17 protein-coding genes and 2 tRNA genes are annotated in these 17,968 nt (G+C 70.8%); 7 read left to right on the forward strand and 12 right to left on the reverse strand.

Annotation, left to right across the window (positions count from 1 at the left end):
• Positions 1 to 76 precede the first annotated feature (76 nt).
• Both hisN and B4N89_RS09870 read left to right on the forward strand, forming a co-directional pair.
• Complete coding sequence (gene hisN, locus B4N89_RS09865; RefSeq protein ID WP_078975516.1) at positions 77 to 874, forward strand: histidinol-phosphatase; 798 nt, start codon at positions 77 to 79, stop codon at positions 872 to 874.
• A 158-nt stretch (positions 875 to 1,032) separates the two neighbouring features.
• Complete coding sequence (locus B4N89_RS09870) at positions 1,033 to 1,434, forward strand: cyclic nucleotide-binding/CBS domain-containing protein (protein ID WP_078975517.1); 402 nt, start codon at positions 1,033 to 1,035, stop codon at positions 1,432 to 1,434.
• A gap of 121 nt (positions 1,435 to 1,555) precedes the next feature.
• Here B4N89_RS09870 and B4N89_RS09875 read toward each other — a convergent pair whose 3' ends face one another.
• A complete protein-coding gene (locus B4N89_RS09875) occupies positions 1,556 to 3,013 on the reverse strand; it encodes a catalase (RefSeq protein WP_078975518.1) in 1,458 nt (485 codons plus the stop codon).
• A gap of 118 nt (positions 3,014 to 3,131) precedes the next feature.
• Between B4N89_RS09875 and B4N89_RS09880 the strand changes: the two genes are divergently transcribed.
• On the forward strand, positions 3,132 to 3,548 hold the full coding sequence (locus B4N89_RS09880; RefSeq protein WP_078975519.1) for a Fur family transcriptional regulator: 417 nt from the start codon (positions 3,132 to 3,134) through the stop codon (positions 3,546 to 3,548).
• Positions 3,549 to 4,073: 525 nt separating this feature from the next.
• On the opposite strand, the gene B4N89_RS09885 is transcribed toward B4N89_RS09880, so the two are convergent.
• On the reverse strand, positions 4,074 to 6,017 hold the full coding sequence (locus B4N89_RS09885; RefSeq protein WP_107504161.1) for a tetratricopeptide repeat protein: 1,944 nt from the start codon (positions 6,015 to 6,017) through the stop codon (positions 4,074 to 4,076).
• Between the two features lie 144 nt (positions 6,018 to 6,161).
• A tRNA-Met gene (locus tag B4N89_RS09890) sits at positions 6,162 to 6,238 on the reverse strand.
• A 366-nt stretch (positions 6,239 to 6,604) separates the two neighbouring features.
• Here B4N89_RS09890 and B4N89_RS09895 point away from each other — a divergent pair.
• Positions 6,605 to 6,820 (forward strand): hypothetical protein, encoded by a 216-nt coding sequence (locus tag B4N89_RS09895; protein WP_143657914.1) that lies wholly within the window; start codon positions 6,605 to 6,607, stop codon positions 6,818 to 6,820.
• 117 nt (positions 6,821 to 6,937) lie between these two features.
• Here the strand turns inward: B4N89_RS09895 and B4N89_RS09900 are convergent.
• Positions 6,938 to 7,011, reverse strand: a tRNA-Met gene (locus B4N89_RS09900).
• 102 nt (positions 7,012 to 7,113) lie between these two features.
• Positions 7,114 to 10,197 (reverse strand): UPF0182 family protein, encoded by a 3,084-nt coding sequence (locus tag B4N89_RS09905; protein ID WP_235618550.1) that lies wholly within the window; start codon positions 10,195 to 10,197, stop codon positions 7,114 to 7,116.
• A gap of 153 nt (positions 10,198 to 10,350) precedes the next feature.
• Here B4N89_RS09905 and B4N89_RS09910 point away from each other — a divergent pair, with 153 nt between their 5' ends.
• Complete coding sequence (locus tag B4N89_RS09910; protein WP_078975522.1) at positions 10,351 to 10,893, forward strand: PPA1309 family protein; 543 nt, start codon at positions 10,351 to 10,353, stop codon at positions 10,891 to 10,893.
• A gap of 28 nt (positions 10,894 to 10,921) precedes the next feature.
• On the opposite strand, the gene B4N89_RS09915 is transcribed toward B4N89_RS09910, so the two are convergent.
• The 5 genes from B4N89_RS09915 to B4N89_RS49715 form a co-directional block, all read right to left on the reverse strand.
• Positions 10,922 to 11,974, reverse strand: coding sequence for a YlbL family protein (locus B4N89_RS09915; RefSeq protein WP_078975523.1), 1,053 nt, complete (start codon positions 11,972 to 11,974; stop codon positions 10,922 to 10,924).
• A 47-nt stretch (positions 11,975 to 12,021) separates the two neighbouring features.
• On the reverse strand, positions 12,022 to 12,258 hold the full coding sequence (locus B4N89_RS09920; protein WP_143657915.1) for a hypothetical protein: 237 nt from the start codon (positions 12,256 to 12,258) through the stop codon (positions 12,022 to 12,024).
• A gap of 145 nt (positions 12,259 to 12,403) precedes the next feature.
• On the reverse strand, positions 12,404 to 12,826 hold the full coding sequence (locus B4N89_RS09925) for a molybdenum cofactor biosynthesis protein MoaE (RefSeq protein ID WP_078979242.1): 423 nt from the start codon (positions 12,824 to 12,826) through the stop codon (positions 12,404 to 12,406).
• A 112-nt stretch (positions 12,827 to 12,938) separates the two neighbouring features.
• Positions 12,939 to 14,153: an NAD-dependent epimerase/dehydratase family protein gene (locus B4N89_RS09930; RefSeq protein WP_201260821.1), complete on the reverse strand. Its 1,215-nt coding sequence runs from the start codon at positions 14,151 to 14,153 to the stop codon at positions 12,939 to 12,941.
• Positions 14,154 to 14,226: 73 nt separating this feature from the next.
• On the reverse strand, positions 14,227 to 14,391 hold the full coding sequence (locus B4N89_RS49715; protein WP_161500683.1) for a hypothetical protein: 165 nt from the start codon (positions 14,389 to 14,391) through the stop codon (positions 14,227 to 14,229).
• Positions 14,392 to 14,416: 25 nt separating this feature from the next.
• On the opposite strand from B4N89_RS49715, the gene B4N89_RS09940 reads away from it, so the two are divergent.
• A complete protein-coding gene (locus B4N89_RS09940) occupies positions 14,417 to 15,862 on the forward strand; it encodes a zinc-dependent metalloprotease (RefSeq protein WP_078975527.1) in 1,446 nt (481 codons plus the stop codon).
• Entirely contained in the window at positions 15,859 to 16,389 is a 531-nt protein-coding gene (locus tag B4N89_RS09945; protein ID WP_201260822.1) for an NUDIX hydrolase, read from the forward strand. The genes B4N89_RS09940 and B4N89_RS09945 overlap by 4 nt, the downstream gene beginning before the upstream one ends.
• Before the next feature lie 110 nt (positions 16,390 to 16,499).
• On the opposite strand, the gene B4N89_RS09950 is transcribed toward B4N89_RS09945, so the two are convergent.
• A complete protein-coding gene (locus tag B4N89_RS09950; protein WP_078975528.1) occupies positions 16,500 to 17,255 on the reverse strand; it encodes an AIM24 family protein in 756 nt (251 codons plus the stop codon).
• A 22-nt stretch (positions 17,256 to 17,277) separates the two neighbouring features.
• Positions 17,278 to 17,964 (reverse strand): AIM24 family protein, encoded by a 687-nt coding sequence (locus tag B4N89_RS09955; protein ID WP_078975529.1) that lies wholly within the window; start codon positions 17,962 to 17,964, stop codon positions 17,278 to 17,280.
• Positions 17,965 to 17,968: the final 4 nt, after the last annotated feature.

The following is a 17,968-nucleotide window of genomic DNA, read 5'->3' on the forward strand; positions in this document are numbered from 1 at the left end:
GCGGCGACGGCGCGTAAGTGTGTCCGCGGGCGCGGGGCGCGCGGACCCGCCGACGGTCGCCGGTACTGTTCGTGTCATGCCCGGCTATGACGACGACCTGCGCTTCGCCCACGTCCTCGCGGACGCCGCCGACGCGACCACCATGGACCGCTTCAAGGCACTCGACCTGCGGGTCGAGACGAAGCCGGACATGACTCCGGTGAGCGACGCGGACAAGGCCGCCGAGGAGATCGTCCGACACCAGCTCGGCCGCGGTCGCCCGCGCGACGCGGTGCTCGGCGAGGAGTTCGGCTCGACCGGACACGGCCCCAGACGCTGGGTGATCGATCCGATCGACGGCACCAAGAACTTCGTCCGGGGCGTCCCGGTGTGGGCCACCCTGATCGCGCTGATGGACGGCGACGAGTCCGTCATGGGGGTGGTCTCCGCGCCGGCCCTGGGCCGGCGCTGGTGGGCCGCCAAGGGCGCGGGCGCGTGGACCGGGCGCAGCCTGTCCCAGGCGTCCCGCTGCCGGGTGTCGCAGGTGGCGGCGGTCGAGGACGCGTCGTTCGCGTACTCCAGCATGGGCGGCTGGGAGGACCGCGGTCGCATGGACGACTTCCTCGACCTGACCCGGGCCTGCTGGCGGACCCGCGCCTACGGCGACTTCTGGTCGTACATGCTGGTCGCCGAGGGGGCGGTGGACATGTGCGCGGAGCCCGAGGTCAACCTGTGGGACCTCGCGCCGCTGGCGGCGATCGTCGAGGAGGCGGGCGGCCGGTTCACCTCGCTCGACGGCTCCCCCGGTCCGGCGGGCGGCACCGCCGCCGCGTCCAACGGCCTGCTGCACGACGAACTGCTGGCCCGGTTGGGCGATCCGCGCGAGGCGTTCTGAGCGCGCGGATCGCTACTCCCTTCGAGTGACTTGCCCGCTATACCTTCCGTTGACCTTCCCGAGCATGTGACCATGTGAAAACAAGGCTTGTGAACTTGTGAATTCTTTCTCGAGCATTCACCCGCCCTGTACCCACGCCCCGACGGAGGTGGTGTCACATGTTCGTCCGCGACGGCATGAGCACGATCGTTCTGACCATCGGCCCGGCCCACACCCTGCGCGCCGCGGCGCGCCTGATGTCCGCCCGCCAGATCGGCGCGGCGGTGGTGATCGACCCCGAGACGTCCGGCCTGGGCATCCTGACCGAACGCGACATCCTGATGTCGATCGGCGCCGGCCAGGATCCCGACACCGAGTTCGCCGGTGACCACCTCACCTCGAACGTCGTCTTCGCGACCCCCTCGTGGTCGCTGGCCGACGCGGCGACGGCGATGACGCGCGGCGGTTTCCGGCATCTGATCGTGCTCGACGACGGCGAGGTGCTGGGGATCATCTCGGTCCGCGACATCGTCCGCTGCCAGATCCACGAGGCCCAGCGCACCGAGGAATTGGTGGGCTGACCCCGGCGGGCGCCCGTTTCGCGCCCCCGTCCCACCTCCCGGTCCGGGCGGGTGAAACGCCGCCCGGTACCGACTCGGAGTTCGGGTACCGGGCGGCGCGCTCATCGGGGGCGGATCGCCGTCAGGCGCGCAGCTCCTTCACGGCCGCCGCGAGCCGGTCCCCGTAGTCCCGGTCGGCCGCGCGGAAGTGGCCCACCACCCGGTCGATGATGTCGTCGCGGGAGACCTTGGCCAGGAATCCGGCGAGGTTGGCCACCAGGCGGGCCTGCTCGTCCGCCGTCATCAGCCGGTACAGGTCGCCGGCCTGTACGTAGTCGTCGTCCTGTGCGTGCAGCGGGGCCGGGTGGGTGCCGGTGGGGCCGGACACCTCGGTCGACGCCCACAGCGGCGCGCCGCTCTCGTACGGGCCGCCGAAGCTGTTCGGCTCGTAGTTCTTGGCCCGACCGCCCGGGTTGGTGGCCATGTACCCGTCCCGCCCGTGGTTGCGGGCGGTCGCGGCGTGCGGCGCGTTGACCGGGAGTTGGGTGTGGTTGACGCCGAGGCGGTAGCGGTGCGCGTCGGCGTAGGCGAACAGCCGTCCCTGGAGCATCTTGTCCGGGCTCGGCCCGATGCCGGGCACGAAGTTGGCCGGGTTGAACGCGGCCTGCTCGACCTCGGCGAACACGTTGTCGGGGTTGCGGTCGAGGGTCAGTCGGCCGACCTCGATCAGCGGGTAGTCGGCGTGCGACCACACCTTGGTCAGGTCGAACGGGTTGAACCGGTAGGTCGCGGCCTCGGCCACCGGCATGATCTGCACCTTCAGCGTCCACGAAGGGCTCACCCCCGCGTCGATCGCGTTCACCAGGTCCCGCTGGTGCGAGTCGGGGTCGGCCCCGGCGAGTTCGGCGGCGGCCTCGGCGGTCAGGTTCCGGATGCCCTGGTCGGTCTTGAAGTGGTACTTGACCCAGAACGCCGCGCCCTCGGCGTTGACCCACTGGTAGGTGTGCGAGCCGAAGCCGTCCATGTGCCGGTAGGACGCGGGGATGCCGCGGTCCCCGAACAGCCAGGTGACCTGATGGATGGCCTCCGGCGAGTGCGACCAGAAGTCCCAGACGTTGTCCGCCTCCTGGCTGCCGGTGTACGGGTCGCGCTTCTGGGTGTGGATGAAGTCCGGGAACTTCAGCGGGTCCTTGATGAAGAAGACCGGCGTGTTGTTGCCGACGAGGTCGTAATTGCCCTCCTCGGTATAGAACTTCACCGCGAACCCGCGCGGATCGCGCACCGCGTCGGCGGCGCCGAGGTTGCCGGCCACGGTCGAGAAGCGGGCGAACACCTCGGTACGACGGCCCGGTTCGGCAAGGAAGTGTGCCTTGGTGAACCGCGACACATCCGCCGTCACCTCGAACCGCCCGTACGCCCCCGACCCCCGCGCGTGCACCACCCGCTCCGGGATGCGCTCGCGGTTGAACCGGGCCAACTTCTCCAGCAGGTACTGGTCCTGGATCAGCAACGGCCCGCCGGGGCCCGCGGTCTGGCTGTTCTGGTTGTCGGCCACCGGAGCGCCGGATTCGGTGGTGAGGGTGCGCGGCTGCTGCGACATGGTTTGTGACTCCCCTGGTGTTGCTGTGTCGTCCGGGGCACCAACCTAGAGCCAGTTTTAGACTTTGTCCAGAACAACACTTAGACCAGGTCCAACCCGAGACCTGTACCATTCATGCATGAGCAACCTCCCGGAACGACTACGCGAGCGGGGTTGGCGCCTGACCGCACAGCGCCGGGTGGTAGCCGAGGTCCTCACCGGCGACCACGTCCACCTGACCGCCGACGAGGTGCACACGCGCGCGTCCCGGCAACTCCCCGAAATCGGCAGGGCGACCGTCTACAACATCCTCAACGACCTGGTTGCCCTGGGCGAGATCCGCGAAGTGAGCACCGACGACCGAGCCAAGCGCTACGACCCCAACGCCCACCGCCCACACCACCACCTGATCTGCACCGGGTGCGGCACCATCCGAGACGTACACCCGACCGCCGACCCGACAACGACCCTCCCCGCCCCCGCCCGCCTGGGCTTCACGATCACCACAACCGAAATCACCTACCGAGGCCTATGCCCAACCTGCACCCACCCCTGACCTCAACCGCCCCAAACCCGCAGACCACCCGGCACTCGAGAACACCCCGGGCACTCAGGCCCCCCAAACCAACCCAACCCATCCGACACTTGAGCACACCCAGCCGAAAACCAAACCCCAGCCCCGGGCGCTCAGGCCACCCGAACCAATTCAGCCCATCCGGCGTTTGAGGACACACCCGGCCGAAGGCCAAACCGCAGCCCGGGCACTCGGGACACCCCAACAATCAGCCCGTCCGGCGCTTAAGGACACCCGGCCGGAGGCCAAACCCCAGCCCCGGGCATCCGGGCCACCCGAACCAATTCAGCCCGTCCGGCGCTTGAGGACACACCCGGCCGAAGGCCAAACCGCAGCCCGGGCACTCGGGACACCCCAACAATCAGCCCGTCCGGCGCTTGAGGACACCCGGCCGGAGGCCAAACCCCAGCCCCGGGCATCCGGGCCACCCGAACCAATTCAGCCCGTCCGGCGCTTGAGGACACACCCGGCCGGAGGCCGTGTCGGCGACGGCCGCCCGGCCCGGCCTCAACTCGCCAACGACTCCGCCCGCAACGCATCCAGCAACCGCTGCGCCTTCACCGCGACCTCCGCAGGACCATGCGCCACCGCCGGCCCACACCAGTGCTCCGCATCGGCCAGATCCCCGCGCCGCAGCGCCAGCACCACCAGCCGCAACGCCGCCCGCCCGTGCCCACCCCGCGCGGCCACCGTCAACCACGGCTCCGCGCCGTCGGAATCCCCGTGCCGCAGATGCAGCAGCGCCAGGTTCCACGCCCCCGACACACTGCCCGCCTCGGCCGCGACCCGGAACCGCCGAGCCGCCGGCTTGTCCTCACCCCGCCGCGCACACAGCACCCCGCACCGCAGCGCCGCCGTCACATGCCCCGCGTCCGCCGCCACCGCGTACCAGCGCTCCGCCTGCTCCACCGCCCCGGCGTCCGCGAGCATCGCCCCGAGCCGGAACGCCGCCGTGGGCCGCTCCGCCCGCGCCGCCGTCTCGTACGCGCGCGCCGCCCCCTCGGCATCCCCCCGACGCTCCAGCAACAGCCCCATCTGCAAAGCCGCATCCGGGTGCCCGGCGGCCGCGGCGCGGCTCCAACACACCTCGGCGGCGTCGTCGAGACCACCCCGCGCGTGCAGGATGCCCAGGTTGTACGAACCGTCCACGCTGCCCGCCTCGGCGGCCCGCGCGAACCATATCCGCGCCTCCTCGTCGTCCCCGCGCTCGAGCAGCATCCCGGCCAGCGCGTTGGCCGCGTCCCCGTGCCCCGCGTAGGCGGCCATCCGGAACCACCGCTCCGCGCCCGAAGCGTCCTCGTGCTCCGCGTGCAACAGCCCCAGATTGAAGGCCCCGTTGCACTCGCCCGCCGCAGCCGCCCGCTCGTACCACCGCGCGGCCTCGCTCGAACTCCCCCCGGACGCGAACCACGCGCCCAGCGCGTTGGCCGCCGTGCCGTCGCCGGCCTCCGCCGCGACCTGCCACCACCGCGCCGCGCCCTCGACGTCCCCCGCGTCCTGGAGCAGGAACCCCAGCGCCCGGGCCCCCTCGGCGTCGCCCTCCTCGGCGGCCAGCCGGTACCACCCGATCGCCTCGGCGGTGTCCCCCGCCCGCTCCAGCGAGGTCGCGAGCCGCACCGCCGCCCGCACGTGCCCGCACGAGGCTGCGCGCAGGAACCACGTGGACGCCGCGCGTTCGTCGTCCCGCTCCTGCCCCATCCGCCCGAGCCGATAGGCCGCCTCCGGATGCCCCGCCTCGGCCGCGCGCCGATACCACCGTTCCGCCCCGGGGCGCCCGGTCAGCTCGAAGAACTCGCCCAGCGTGAGCGCGGCCCGCACATGCCCCGACTCCGCCGCGTTGCGCAGCCAGTAGACGCCCTGCCCGGACAGGTCGTGGTACGCGCCCGCATCGGCGGCGCCCACCCCCGCACTCGCCCGCGCCGCGTCGGCCTGGTCGAGCAGCAGCGCGCCGAGCGAGTAGGCGGCGATCCGACTGCCCGCCTCGGCCGCCCGGTGCCACCACAACGACGCGGCGTCGTCCCGCCCCTGACGGTGCATCAGCACGCCGAGGTTGGTCGCCGCGCCACGATGCCCCGCCTCGGCGGCTCGACGCAGCAACTCGGCCGCCTCGTCCGCCCCGTCCTCCTCGTCGCGTTCGAGCAACATCAGGGCGAGGCTGTTGGCCGCCGAGGGGCTGCGCGCGGCCCGCTCGCGGTAGCGCCGTTCGAGTTCGGCCGCTTCGTGCCGGTCCAGCGCCTCGTGGCCCTCGACGCTGCCCCCGGAACCACGCCGGCGCGGCCGGAACGGGACCAGGACCGCGTAGTCGTCAGGGTGGGCGGGAGCCGTCGCCGCCGCGGCCCGCCCCCGGTCCAGGACCACCGTGTCGGGGCCCTCGGGCACGGTTTCGAAGACGTCGGGCTCCGGCGGTGGGTGCTCCCCCCGCCGTCCGCGATGTCCCTTCCACGCCCCCATGTGTCCATCGTGGCATCTCGGGCCACATCCATGCAGTCGCGATTCGGCAACAGCCGGCCCCGCCCGGCGACGAATCCTCGGCGAACACCCGGTGTCCGAGGGCATGCACGAAGGGCCCGGCCGCAATGGCCGGGCCCTTCGATGTGGTAGCGGGGACAGGATTTGAACCTGCGACCTCTGGGTTATGAGCCCAGCGAGCTACCGAGCTGCTCCACCCCGCGTCGGTGAACACAACCTTACGGCAGCCCCGACCGGGCAGGCAAATCCGTTCCCGGCCGGCCCCGAGTCGCCCGCCGCCCCGCGTGGCACGCGTCACTCGTGAGAGTCGCGGCCGAATTCAGACCATGGAGTGAACCCGACTTTCCCCGCCCCGGCTCCGAATCATTTCCCCTTTGGCCCCAATTACCCCTGGTTGCCCGGGAGTTCGATCGCGCCACAACCGGATTGTCGGCCATCGCCGGACACGATCCGGTCTCGGCACGGGGCGGGAAGCCGTCACGGCGCGCCTCCGATGGGGTACGGTCTGCGTCGTGGTCATATCAGGAATGGACCATCCGAGCATGCCGCGCCGAGTCCCGGTTCCGCCGATGGACGCAGGCCGAAGCGGCGTGGGCGAGCGCCTCGAACGGCACCTCGCCCTCATCGGCCGTGCCTCCGTCCAGGAGACGGCGAACAGCGCCGAATCGGCCGCCATCATCCAGAGCCTGGTTCCGCGTGCCGAACAGCGCGGCACACACCGTCTGGCGCGCGTCACCCTGATGGCACCGCTGCGCGCCAAGCGCCGCCGCCAGATCGCGCTCTAGACCGCCACGCCCTCAGCTCGTGCGCCACCCCCGGCTCCCCGAGCCGGGACGCCCGGCAACAACACAAAACGCGAGAGGCCCGGTTCCTGAGAACCGGGCCTCTCGCGTTTTCCCAAGTAGCGGGGACAGGATTTGAACCTGCGACCTCTGGGTTATGAGCCCAGCGAGCTACCGAACTGCTCCACCCCGCGATGCGTTGTATCCCGAGCTTACGTGACCCCGGCCCGCACTCCAAATCGACGACGGGCCCGCCCCCCGGGGGAACGGGCCCGTCGTACCTCACACGTCGACGATCACGGCTTGGTCGTCGCGGACGCCGTCGCCCCGGCCGCGGGCGGCGTGCCGTTGGCCGGCGGTGTGCCGTTGGCCGGAGGCGTGCCGTTCGCGGGCGGTGTGCCGTTGGCCGGAGGCGTGGTCGCCGGTGGTGTCTTCGCCGCGTTCTCCGCCGCGATGGCCTTGTTCACCGCCGCCTGGAGCCGCTTCTGCGCCTCGCCGTACTTGCCGAAGTCGCCGGCCTTCAGCGCCGCGTCGGCGTCCTTGAGTGCCTGGTTGGCCTCGTCGAGCGCCTGCTTGACCGTCGGGTTCTCGGTCGTCGGCGGCGGGGTGCCCGTCGTCGGCGGCGTCCCGGTGGTCGGCGGGGTGCCGTTGTCGGTCGGTGGCACCGTGGTGGTCGGCGACCCGCTGAACACCTTGGTCAGCGCCTGATCCAGGGTGTCCTCGAAGGCGATGCTGCCGCCGTAGGAGACCAGCACCTTCTGCAGGACCGGATACGAGCCCGGCGCGTTGGCCTGGACGTACACCGGTTCCACGTACAACATGCCGCCGCCCACGGGCAGGCTGAGCAGGTTGCCGTAGACCACCACCGAGTCGCCGCGCTGCAGGATGTTGATCACCTGGGCGACCGCGGCGTTCGACTTGAACTGGTTCTGCATCTGGTCCGGACCCAGGATCGCCGTGTTCGGCGGCAGGCTCAGGAGTCTGATCTTGCCGTAGCCCGGTGATCCCGGTTCGGAGTTCACCGCCATGAACGCGGCCAGGTTCTGCCGTTCCTTCGGCACGAAGGTGCTGGTCAGCTGGAACGACTGCTGCGCGTCCGGGGTACCGCCCGCCGTCGCCGACGGCATCTTCATCGACAGGTAGTACGGCGGCTGGTCGCCCGAACCGGCGGTGCGACCCGTCGGGTCCTTGGGGACCTTCCAGAAGTCCGAGCCGTTGAAGAAGGTCCGGGGGTCGGTCACGTGGTACCGGGTGAGCAGATCGCGCTGCACCTTGAACAGGTCCTGCGGGTAGCGCAGGTGCTCCATCAGGGTCGGCGGGATCGTGCCCTTCTTCTTGATCGTGTTCGGGAAGGCCTTCATCCAGGTCTTCAGGACCGGATCCTTCTCGTCCCACTGGTACAGCTTGACCGAACCGTCGTACGAATCGACCGTCGCCTTCACCGAGTTGCGGATGTAGTTGACGTTGCCGGTGTTGCCCACCGCGCCCCGGGCCCGGTCCTCGGCGTTGAGCGAGTCGGCGGTGGCGGTGCCGAGCGTGGTGCGGGTCGCGTACGGATAGCCGTTGCTGGTCGTGTACGCGTCGACGATCCACTGCACCTTGCCGTCTATCACGGCGGGATACGGGTCACCGTCGATGGTCAGCCACGGCGCGACCGCCTCCACCCGCTCCTTGGGCGTGCGGTTGTACAGGATCCGGGAATCCTTGTTGATCGTGTCGGAGAGCAGGATGTTGCCCTCCTGGAACTTCGTCGCGTACAGCAGCTTGTTGAACATGCCGCCGATCGGCACGCCGCCCTTGCCGTTGTACGTGTAGGTGGCCTGCCCCGCCGCGGTGTCGGTCGGGTAGTCCACCTCGGTGGGCGTGGTGTTCTTCGGCGCGCCCACGATCGAGTACTCGGTGGTCGACTCGCCGAAGTAGATCCGCGGCTGGTACGGACCGAGCGGGCTGGGGGTCTGGGCCTCCTGCGCGTCGGTGCGGATGTTGCCCTCGATGTAGACGGGCTTGCCCTCGCGGTCCACCCGGGTGCCCTCGGCCGCGACGACGCCGTACCCGTGGGTGTACTTGGTGTGGTCGTTGACCCAGTTGTGCGTCTGACCACCCCTCGGGTTCAGCTCGCGCAGCGCGATCACGGTGTCCTGCATCTTGCCGTCGATCATGTAGCGGTCGACGTCCAGCGTGGTCTGGAAGGCGTAGTACTGCCGCAGCTGCTGCATCTGGTTGAACGTCGGCGAGACGATGTTCGGGTCGAGCAACCGGATGCTGGCCGTGTTCGCGGCCTGGTCCTTCAGCTCGGGCTTGGCCTCGACGTTGCCGTCGTACTTCTCCGGCTCCACCTTGTCGATGCCGTACGCCAGCCGGGTCGCCTCGATGTTGCGCTGGATGTACTTGGATTCCTTGGCCTGCTGGTTCGGCTTGACCTGGAACCGCTCGACGATCGCCGGGTACAGCCCGCCGATGAGCACCGCGGAGAGCACCATCAGGCCGAAGCCGATGATCGGCAGCGCCCACGTGCGGCGGAAGACGTTGACGAAGAACAGCGTGGCGCAGATCAGCGCGACGATGAACAGGATCGTCTTCGCCGGCAATACCGCGTGCGCGTCGGTGTACCGCAGCCCGGTGAATTGCGAGGCCTGCTTGAAATCACCGGACGAGACCGCGAGCGAATAGCGGTCCAGCCAGTACGCGACGGCCTTGAACAACACGAAAAGGCCGAGCAGCAGCGAAAGATGCGCCTGTGCGGCGGGGGTGGCCCGCGACCCCGGGCTCTGCACCCGAAGTCCGCCGTAGAGGTAGTGCGTGATCACCGCGAGGACGAGGCCGACGACGACCGCGACGAACGCGAAATTGATCAGGAATCGGTAGAACGGCAGATCGAACGCGTAGAACGAGACGTCCTTGTGGAACTGCGGATCCTTGGCGCCGAACGAGACGCCGTTCACGAACTGGAGCCACGTCTTCCACTGCCCCGACGCCGAGGTCCCGGCGATGATGCCGATGATCACCGACAGCGCGATCAGCAGCCAGCTACGGAACGGCGTGATGGCCGAGCGATAGCGGTCGAGGCTCTGCTGTTCGAGCGACATCCCGCGGAACGCGGGACGCAGCCGATAGGCGACGTAGATGTTGGCGCCGACGGCCGCGGCCATGAGCAGACCGAACACCAGGAACAACCCGATGCGCGTCCACAGCTTGGTCGTGAATACGTTTCCGTAGCCGACCGACTTGTACCAGAGCCAATCCGTCCAGAAATTCGCGAACAGCACCCACGCGACAACGATCACCACGAGGATGGCCAGCGTCAGGAGCAGTGTTCTGGACCTGCGGGACGGAGCTCCCAATCTGATCCGACGGCCACCTGAGCCGCCTCGTTCGGGCATCTGAAAAACCAAGGGTGCGCACCTCGATCATTACCTGGACGCGCCCGGTCGGCGCTCGATGGGTCAACTTACCGAGACAGGACGTGGTTCCCCACAGACACGGCCGATACAGGCTCGTGATCCGTCATGGGGCGGAGACGGGAAGATGGGGTCATGACCGTTGCACTCACCCAGGCCCTCGTCGAGATCGAACGCCACGTGGCGGGGTACGGCTGGGACCAGCAGCCCCGCCTGTACGCGCTCGTGGACACCGGGGAACTGGCCCGTACCGAACCCGATCTCGCCGCGCAGCTCGGCCTGTCCGCCGACCGTGACGCGCCCATCGACACCCTTACGCCGATCGAGCAGGAGGAGATCCCGGAGCACGTCGCGATCGACGAGTTCCTGGCGAGCATCGCCTGGCCGGACGCCGTGCTCGGCTGCGCGCTCGTGGTCGAGCGGCTGATGTTGCCGCCGTCCGCCGAGGCGAACATGCCCACCGTCGGCAGCGACGAGGAGATCCACGACTGGGTGGCGGCGCACCCGGAGCGCCAGGAGGTCCGCCTCGCGGTCGGGGTGCTGCGCGACGGCTCGCGCGAGTCGGCGGTGCGGCTGCGGGCCAAGGACGACGACTCCGAGGTGCTCTCCGGCGCGGACCTGGTACCCGGCCTGGCCGAGGCGCTGCTGGCCACGTTCGGCGACACCGACGAGGAGTAGGGGCCCAGGCCCTGTCGGTCCGCACCGGTCACGCATGACATTCCGTCAACGTGCCCTGGCCGGTGCGGATCGTCTCCAGCGCCTTGAGCGCGTCGTCCAGCGTCTCCACCTGGACGAGGGTCAGACCGCCCGGCCGGGTCTGCGCGGCGGCGGCGCAGTTGGCCTTGGGGGTGAGGAAGTACTTGGCGCCCTGGCGGCGGGCCCCGATGGTCTTCATCTGGATGCCGCCGATCGCGCCGACCTTGCCCGCGTCGTCGATGGTTCCGGTACCGGCCACGAACTTGCCGCCGGTCAGGTCGCCGGGGCTGAGCTTGTCGACGATGCCGAGCGCGAACATCATCCCGGCGCTGGGGCCGCCGACGTCCTCCAGGTGGATCTCCACCTTGAACGGGAACTTCGGCAGGATGCCCGGGGTGATGCCGACCAGGGCGCGGCCGTCGTCCTCGGCCCTGCCGGTGACCACCTGCACGTCGCGCCTGGTGCCGCGGGCGTCGGCCGGGTCCACGGTGAGCGTGACCGACTCGCCGGCCTTGTGCTTGGTGATCGCTCCGGCGACGTCCTCGGTCCTGCCGATCGGCGCGCCGTCCACGGCCAGGATGATGTCGCCGGCGTGCAACTTGCCGAGCGCGGGCGCGTCCTTGGCCACGGTCGAGACGATCACCTGCTTCTCGATCGGGATCTTCAGGGCGGCGAACGCGGCCACCTTGGCGTGCTCCTGCGAGGAGCTGAACTCCTCGGCGTTCTCCCGCTCGACCTCGGCCGCCGACTTGTCGTCCGGATACAGCGACTTCTTCAGCACCACGTCCGCGTCGCCCTTGACCCAGCCGGCCAGCGCGTCGAGCAGCGGCATGTCGTAGGACTTGTTGGTCACCGACACGGTGGTCATGTTCAGGTGCCCGCTCGTGGGGTACGTCTCGTGGCCGGAGATCTCGATGACCGGCCTGCCGCCCTCGTCGCCGAGCGTGTTGTACGTGGGCCCGGGGCTCAACTCGGCGTAGGGCACCGGCGCGAACAGCACGGCGCAGGCCAGGGCCAGGAGCAGCAGCCCGGAGACGACCAGGGTGGCGGTGCGGCGCGACATGCGCCCGACCCTACGGCACCCGGATTCTCGCGGTGCGGGCCGGGCCGTCACGGGTTGTCGTGGGCCGTTCGCGGGAGGGTCGTGTCGGGCGTGTCGTCGGCGGGGTCGGGTACGACCGGGGTGGCCGTGCGCAACCGGTCCAGCGCCGCGCTCCACTCCTCGAAGGCGGTCATCGAGTCGCGCATGCTCGGCGTACGCAGCGCCCGACCCGTCCACGTGGCCCAGCTCACGGCGATCACGAGCGCGACGCCCGGAATGGCCCACCACCATACGACAGCCGCCATGACGTACTCCATCCACACGAGGGGGAGGGTAACGGCTTAAATCATATGTATGTGGTGATGATGGTGCATTTCCGCTATTTCGAGACGCTCGGGACACCAGAGTCCAATGGGGCACACGGGGTGCCGGGGCGAGTGCGTGCGGGGGTCAGCAGGCGCCGACCCAGTCCGCGTCCCCGTCGGTGAAGTGCTGGAGCTTCCAGATCGGCACCTCGTGCTTGAGGTCGTCGATCAGTCGGCGGCAGGCGGCGAACGCCTCCGCGCGGTGCGGGCACGCGACCGCGACCACGACCGCCAGGTCGCCGATCTCCAGCCGGCCGACCCGGTGTACCGCCGCCATCGCCAGCACCGGCCGGTCGGCGGCGATCTTCTCCATCACCCGACGCAGCTCGGTCGCGGCCGACGGGTGGGCGGAGTATTCGAGCGCGGTGACCGGGCGCCCGCCGTCGGCGTCACGGACCGTACCGACGAACAGGTCGATACCACCGGCGGCGGGGTCGCCGACCGCGGCGAAAACCTCGTCGACGGACAACGGTGTGTCGCGGATCTCGGCGATGCGGATGACGTCCATACCGGGCAGTATCGCGCGCCGCGCCACGGACCCGGAGACCCCGGTCCCCCGACGGCGCGGCCGACCCCGCGTCGGACCGCGCCCAAACCCGGTCGCCACAGGGCCGCGCGGCTCAGAACCCCCGGCGCCGGCGGCGCACCTTGCGCACGATCGCGGCGGTGCCCACCAGGGCCACGGTGGCACCGGCCGCGCCGAGCGTGGTGGCGTCCTTGCGGCCGAGCCGGCGGGCGACCAGCGCGTGCCGCCCGGCGACGTCCTCCAAAAGCGCGGCGAACGCCGCCTCGTTGGTCCACGCCGGCCGCCAGCCCGCCGCACGCAGCCGTTCCGCGGGGACCACCCAGCCGTGCATCGTGTAGGCGAGATCGCCCGCGGGGGCGGGCGTGATGCCGAGGCGGTGCAGCCGTTCGGCGGTGCCCAGGGCGAGCGAGGCGGGCAGCTCCATCCGGCGCATGCCGGACAACTCCTCGATCTCCTCCTGCTCCAGCCAGCCCTCCGAGCCGACCGTGACCACGCCCTCGACCCGGCCGAGCGCGGCGAATTCCAGCGCGGAGGCCAGGTCGTCCAGGTGGCAGAACTGCCAGCGGGGCTGTCCGCCGGAGACCACGAGCAGACGCGGCGCCTCGAAGTGCCGGGTCATCACGCTGTCCGCCTCGGGACCGCCGACCAGCGTCGCCGGCCGCACCACGGTGACCTTGACGTGCGGATGCGCGCGCGGGGTGCGCTCGGCCAGTTCCTCGATCTCCAGCAGGTCCCCGACCAGCGAGGCATCGGCCGTGGCGCGCAGCGGCGCGTCCTCGGCCAGCGGTACGTCGTTGTCCGGCAGCGCGCCGTAGACCATCGCCGAGGTGCACAACACCACGCGCGGCACCCGGGCCGCGGCGGCGGCGGTCAGCACGGTCTGGGTGCCGCGCACATTGCGCGCGCCCCGGGACCTGGGCTCGGAGTCGAGCGACATGTCGAGCGCGAGGTGCACCACCACGTCCACGCCCTCCAGCCGGCCGGCGAGCGCGGGGTCGCGGACGTCCATGATCCGCCACTGGGCGCCGGGGATCTCGCCGCGCCGCTCGTCGATCGCGATCAGACGTTTGACCTGGTCGTTCGCGGCCAGAAGCGAGGCGACGCGATGACCGAGCCCGGCGGCGGCGCCGGTGACCGCGACGACCGGGCGCACCCGGGGCACACTGGTGGCCGAGGGCTGGTCCTCGGGCCGGCCCGAGGACTGGGGATCGCTCTCCGGAGCGGTCTGCGCGGCATCGGTTCCGGTGCCTTCGCTCGTGCTCTCCCGCCCGCTCCGCCCAGAGCGAACGCGTGGGGGCTGGGAACTCACTGGCGGTCTCCCGTGGTTAGTTTGGTACGAGCGGTTCGTCAAGAAAGGTACGCGCGACTGCTTGCCTTTCCTGTCAGTGTCCGCGATCCATCCTGCCGGAGGTGTTGTTGTGGTCTTCACGCCAGGCGCGTTTCGGCGCTTGTGCGGTGTCGCCTCCGGCCGGGTCGGCGGGCGGCTCGAGCGAGACGAGGTAGCCGTGAGTCGGCATCGAATGGTCGGGCCCGAGGGCGCCGCGCACATGGAAAACGTAGAGGGGCCCCACCATGGCTGACTTCCCGTTCGGCTTCGGCAAGCCCTCGGGCGACGACGATCCCGACCGCCCCGGCGGCGGGTCCGGCGGTTCGAATCCGAACGACCCCTTCGGGTTCGGTGCCGCCGGGGGTGACCCGAACAACCCGTTCGGCGCGCTTTTCGGACAGATGAACCAGGCCGATCTGGGCGCGGCCTTCCAGCAGCTGGGCAAGCTGCTCTCCTACGAGGGCGGACCGGTCAACTGGGACCTGGCCCGCGACATCGCCCGGCAGACCGTGGCGCAGCAGGGCGACGCGTCGATCGGCGCGGTGGAGCGCTCGGGCGTCGAGGAGGCGGTGCGGCTCGCCGAGCTGTGGCTGGACGAGGCCACCTCGCTGCCGTCCGGCGTGAGCACCACCGCGGCCTGGAGTCGTTCCGAGTGGATCGAGGCGACGCTGCCCCAGTGGCGCGCGCTGGTCGAACCGCTGGCGACCCGGGTGGTCGCGGCCATGGGCGAGATGATGCCCGACGAGATGCAGAGCATGGCCGGGCCGCTGCTCGGCATGATGCGCGGCATGGGCGGCGCGATGTTCGGCGCCCAGGTGGGCCAGGCGCTCGGCGCGCTGGCCGGCGAGGTGGTCGGCTCGACCGACGTCGGGCTGCCGATCGGTCCGGCGGGCAAGGCGGCGCTGCTGCCGGCCAACCTGACCGCGTTCGGCGAGGGCCTGTCCCTGCCCCAGGAGGAGGTGCGGCTCTACCTGGCCCTGCGCGAGGCCGCGCACCAGCGCCTGTTCGTGCACGTGCCGTGGTTGCGGCAACACCTCTTCGGCGCCGTCGAGGCGTACGCGCGGGGCATCAAGGTGGACATGAGCCGCCTGGAGGAGGCCGCGGGTCGGATCGACCCGAGCAACCCCGAGGCGCTGCAGGAGGCCTTCTCGCAGGGGCTGTTCGAGCCGGAGGAGACGCCGGAGCAAAAGACCGCGCTGTCCCGGCTGGAGACGGCCCTCGCGCTGGTGGAGGGCTGGGTCGACGCGGTCGTGCACAGCGCGGCGGCGCCGCGGCTGCCCTCGGCGGGCGCGCTGCGCGAGACGCTGCGTCGGCGTCGGGCCACGGGCGGCCCGGCCGAGCAGACCTTCGCCACGCTGGTGGGCCTGGAGTTGCGCCCGCGCCGACTGCGCGACGCGGCCCGGCTGTGGGCCTCCCTGGCCGACGCGCGCGGCGTGGACGGGCGCGACGCGGTGTGGCAGCACCCCGATCTGCTGCCGACCGCCGCCGACCTGGACGACCCCGACGGCTTCGTGCACCACGCCGAGTTGGACCTGTCCGGTCTCGACGCCGAGTTGGACGCGGATCTGGACTCGCTGGAGGCGAAGAACGAGGCGAAGGACGAGCCGAAGGCCGACGACGGCGAGCGTGGGGCGAACGGCGACGACGACAAGCCGAAGGGCGGCGACGGCGACAAGGGGCCCGCCGCGTGAGCCTTCGGGTCGCGACGGTCGACGCGCTGTCCGCGTGGCGGGCGCCCGACGATCGTGCGGACGGGCTGCGCCGGGCCTATCTGGAGCATCTGGCCACGTACGAGGACGGCATGCTCAAGGCGTGCCGCGCCGGGCATGTGACGGCGAGCGCGGTGATCGTGGATCCGGTCGGCGGCCGGGTGCTGCTGACCCTGCACGCGAAGGTCCTGCGCTGGTTGCAGACCGGCGGGCACTGCGAGCCGGGCGACCGCACACCGGCCGAGGCGGCGCTGCGCGAGGCCCGCGAGGAGTCCGGGATCGCCGGCCTGACCCTGCTCGCCGACGGCGCGCCGGTCTACCTCGACCGGCACGACACACCGTGTGCGGTGCACTTGGACGTGCAGTACGCGGCGCTGGCTCCGCCCGGCGCGACCGAGGTGATCAGCGAGGAGTCGCTGGACCTGCGCTGGTTCGCGTTCGACGCGCTGCCGGCCGACACGGACGACTCGGTCCGCGCGCTGGTGAGCCGCGCCCGCGCGCTGGTCTGAGGTCCGCGCGCCGAGCGGCGGCCACGAGCACCAACCGAGGGGCGCCCGACCGGTCACCGGTCGGGCGCCCCTCGGCGTCGCTGTTCCCCGGTTTCCCGGGCCCGGGGGTGCTACTGGCCCCAGGTGTTGCCGCGGACCCCGCCGTCCTGACCGAGGCCGCGGTTGGCGAGGTAGCCGCCGGGCTGGATGAACTCGACGGGCGGCAGCAGTTCGCTGGGCTGGACCACCACGTAGCCCTCGCCCATGAAGGCCATGTTCCAGCCCTCGCCGGTGCCCCGGCGGCGGCGGTAGATCCGGGCCGAGTTGGTCTGCGCCTGCATGCTGATCTGCAACCGCGTGCTCCACGCGATCACCGCGTCGGCGTCCGCGAACACCTCGGCCCCGTGGGTGACCCGCAGGATCAGCGGCTTGCCCGAGGTCATCAGCGCGATCTTGCCGTTGCCGCTGATGTCGAGGTTGTACGACCCGGCGCCGGCGACCGACTGGGCGCTCTCGATCGCGACCACGTTCCAGCTCAGCGAGCTGTCCAGGGCCAGGACGTACTGCCCGTCCACGCTCAGTCCCTCGAAGTCGAGGTCGAGCACGTGGATCGACTGGGACATGTTGGCCAGCCACATGGTGCCGGTGCCCTGCGCGCGCATCAGTTGGAGCTGTTCGCCGGTGGCCGCCGCGGCCTGCTGTTCGGCGCCGCTGCGCAGGTTTCCGTCGAAGTCGATCGCACCCTGGTAGGCCACCATCGAGCCGACCCGGGCCAGGCAGTGGTCCGGGTGCCCGTTGCCGAGCTGGACCTTGAGCATGTGCTCGTTCTGCAAGCTGTACCGCTCGGGGTTGTGTACCGGCGCGTGGCCGAAAAGCGAGCTCTGCACGGTGTTCCTCCTTGGCTCGCGGTCAGCCGCGCACGTGGAAACGGTCGGTGGCGTCCTCGGCCGGTTGCACGACGACGAAGCCGTTGCCCTTGAAGGACACCTGCATCGCCTCGCCGGAACCGCGCCCGACGATGCCGCCGAGCCGCATCGAGCGTTTGGTGCCGACCTTGAGGCTGGTGCTCCACGCGACCAGCGCGTCGGGGTCGACGTAGGTCTCGCGCTCGGCCGGGTTGAGCACCACCGGGGTGCCGCGCGTGGTGATCGCCACCCAGCCCTGACCGGACAGCTCCATGTTGAACAGGCCGTTGCCGCTGAACTTCGCGGTGACCCCGCTCACCATCTTGATCCGGTGCTCCAGGTTCTCGTCGAACGCGAGGATGTTGCTCGCGTTGACCGACAGGCCCTCGCCCGGGTTGAGCTGCATGATGGCCACGTCGGCGCCGTAGTCGGCGAAGTAGATGTCGCCCTGGCCGGTGCACCGCATCAACTGCATACGTTCGCCGGTGATCCCGCCGGTCACCCGGCGCTGCATGCCCTGGCCGTGGCCCGCGAAGGTGATGTAGCCCTCGTAGGCGATCATCGAGCCCTGCTTGGCCAGCACCCCGGGTGCGCCGGGCTGGATGTTGGCCCGGCAGATCTTGTTGCCATGCGCGCTCATCCGCGCCTGGGGGGCGGTCTGCCCGTACGCGGCGATCAGTTGCTGATCCATGTTC

Source organism: Embleya scabrispora, assembly GCF_002024165.1.
Taxonomy (GTDB): Bacteria; Actinomycetota; Actinomycetes; order Streptomycetales; family Streptomycetaceae; genus Embleya; species Embleya scabrispora_A.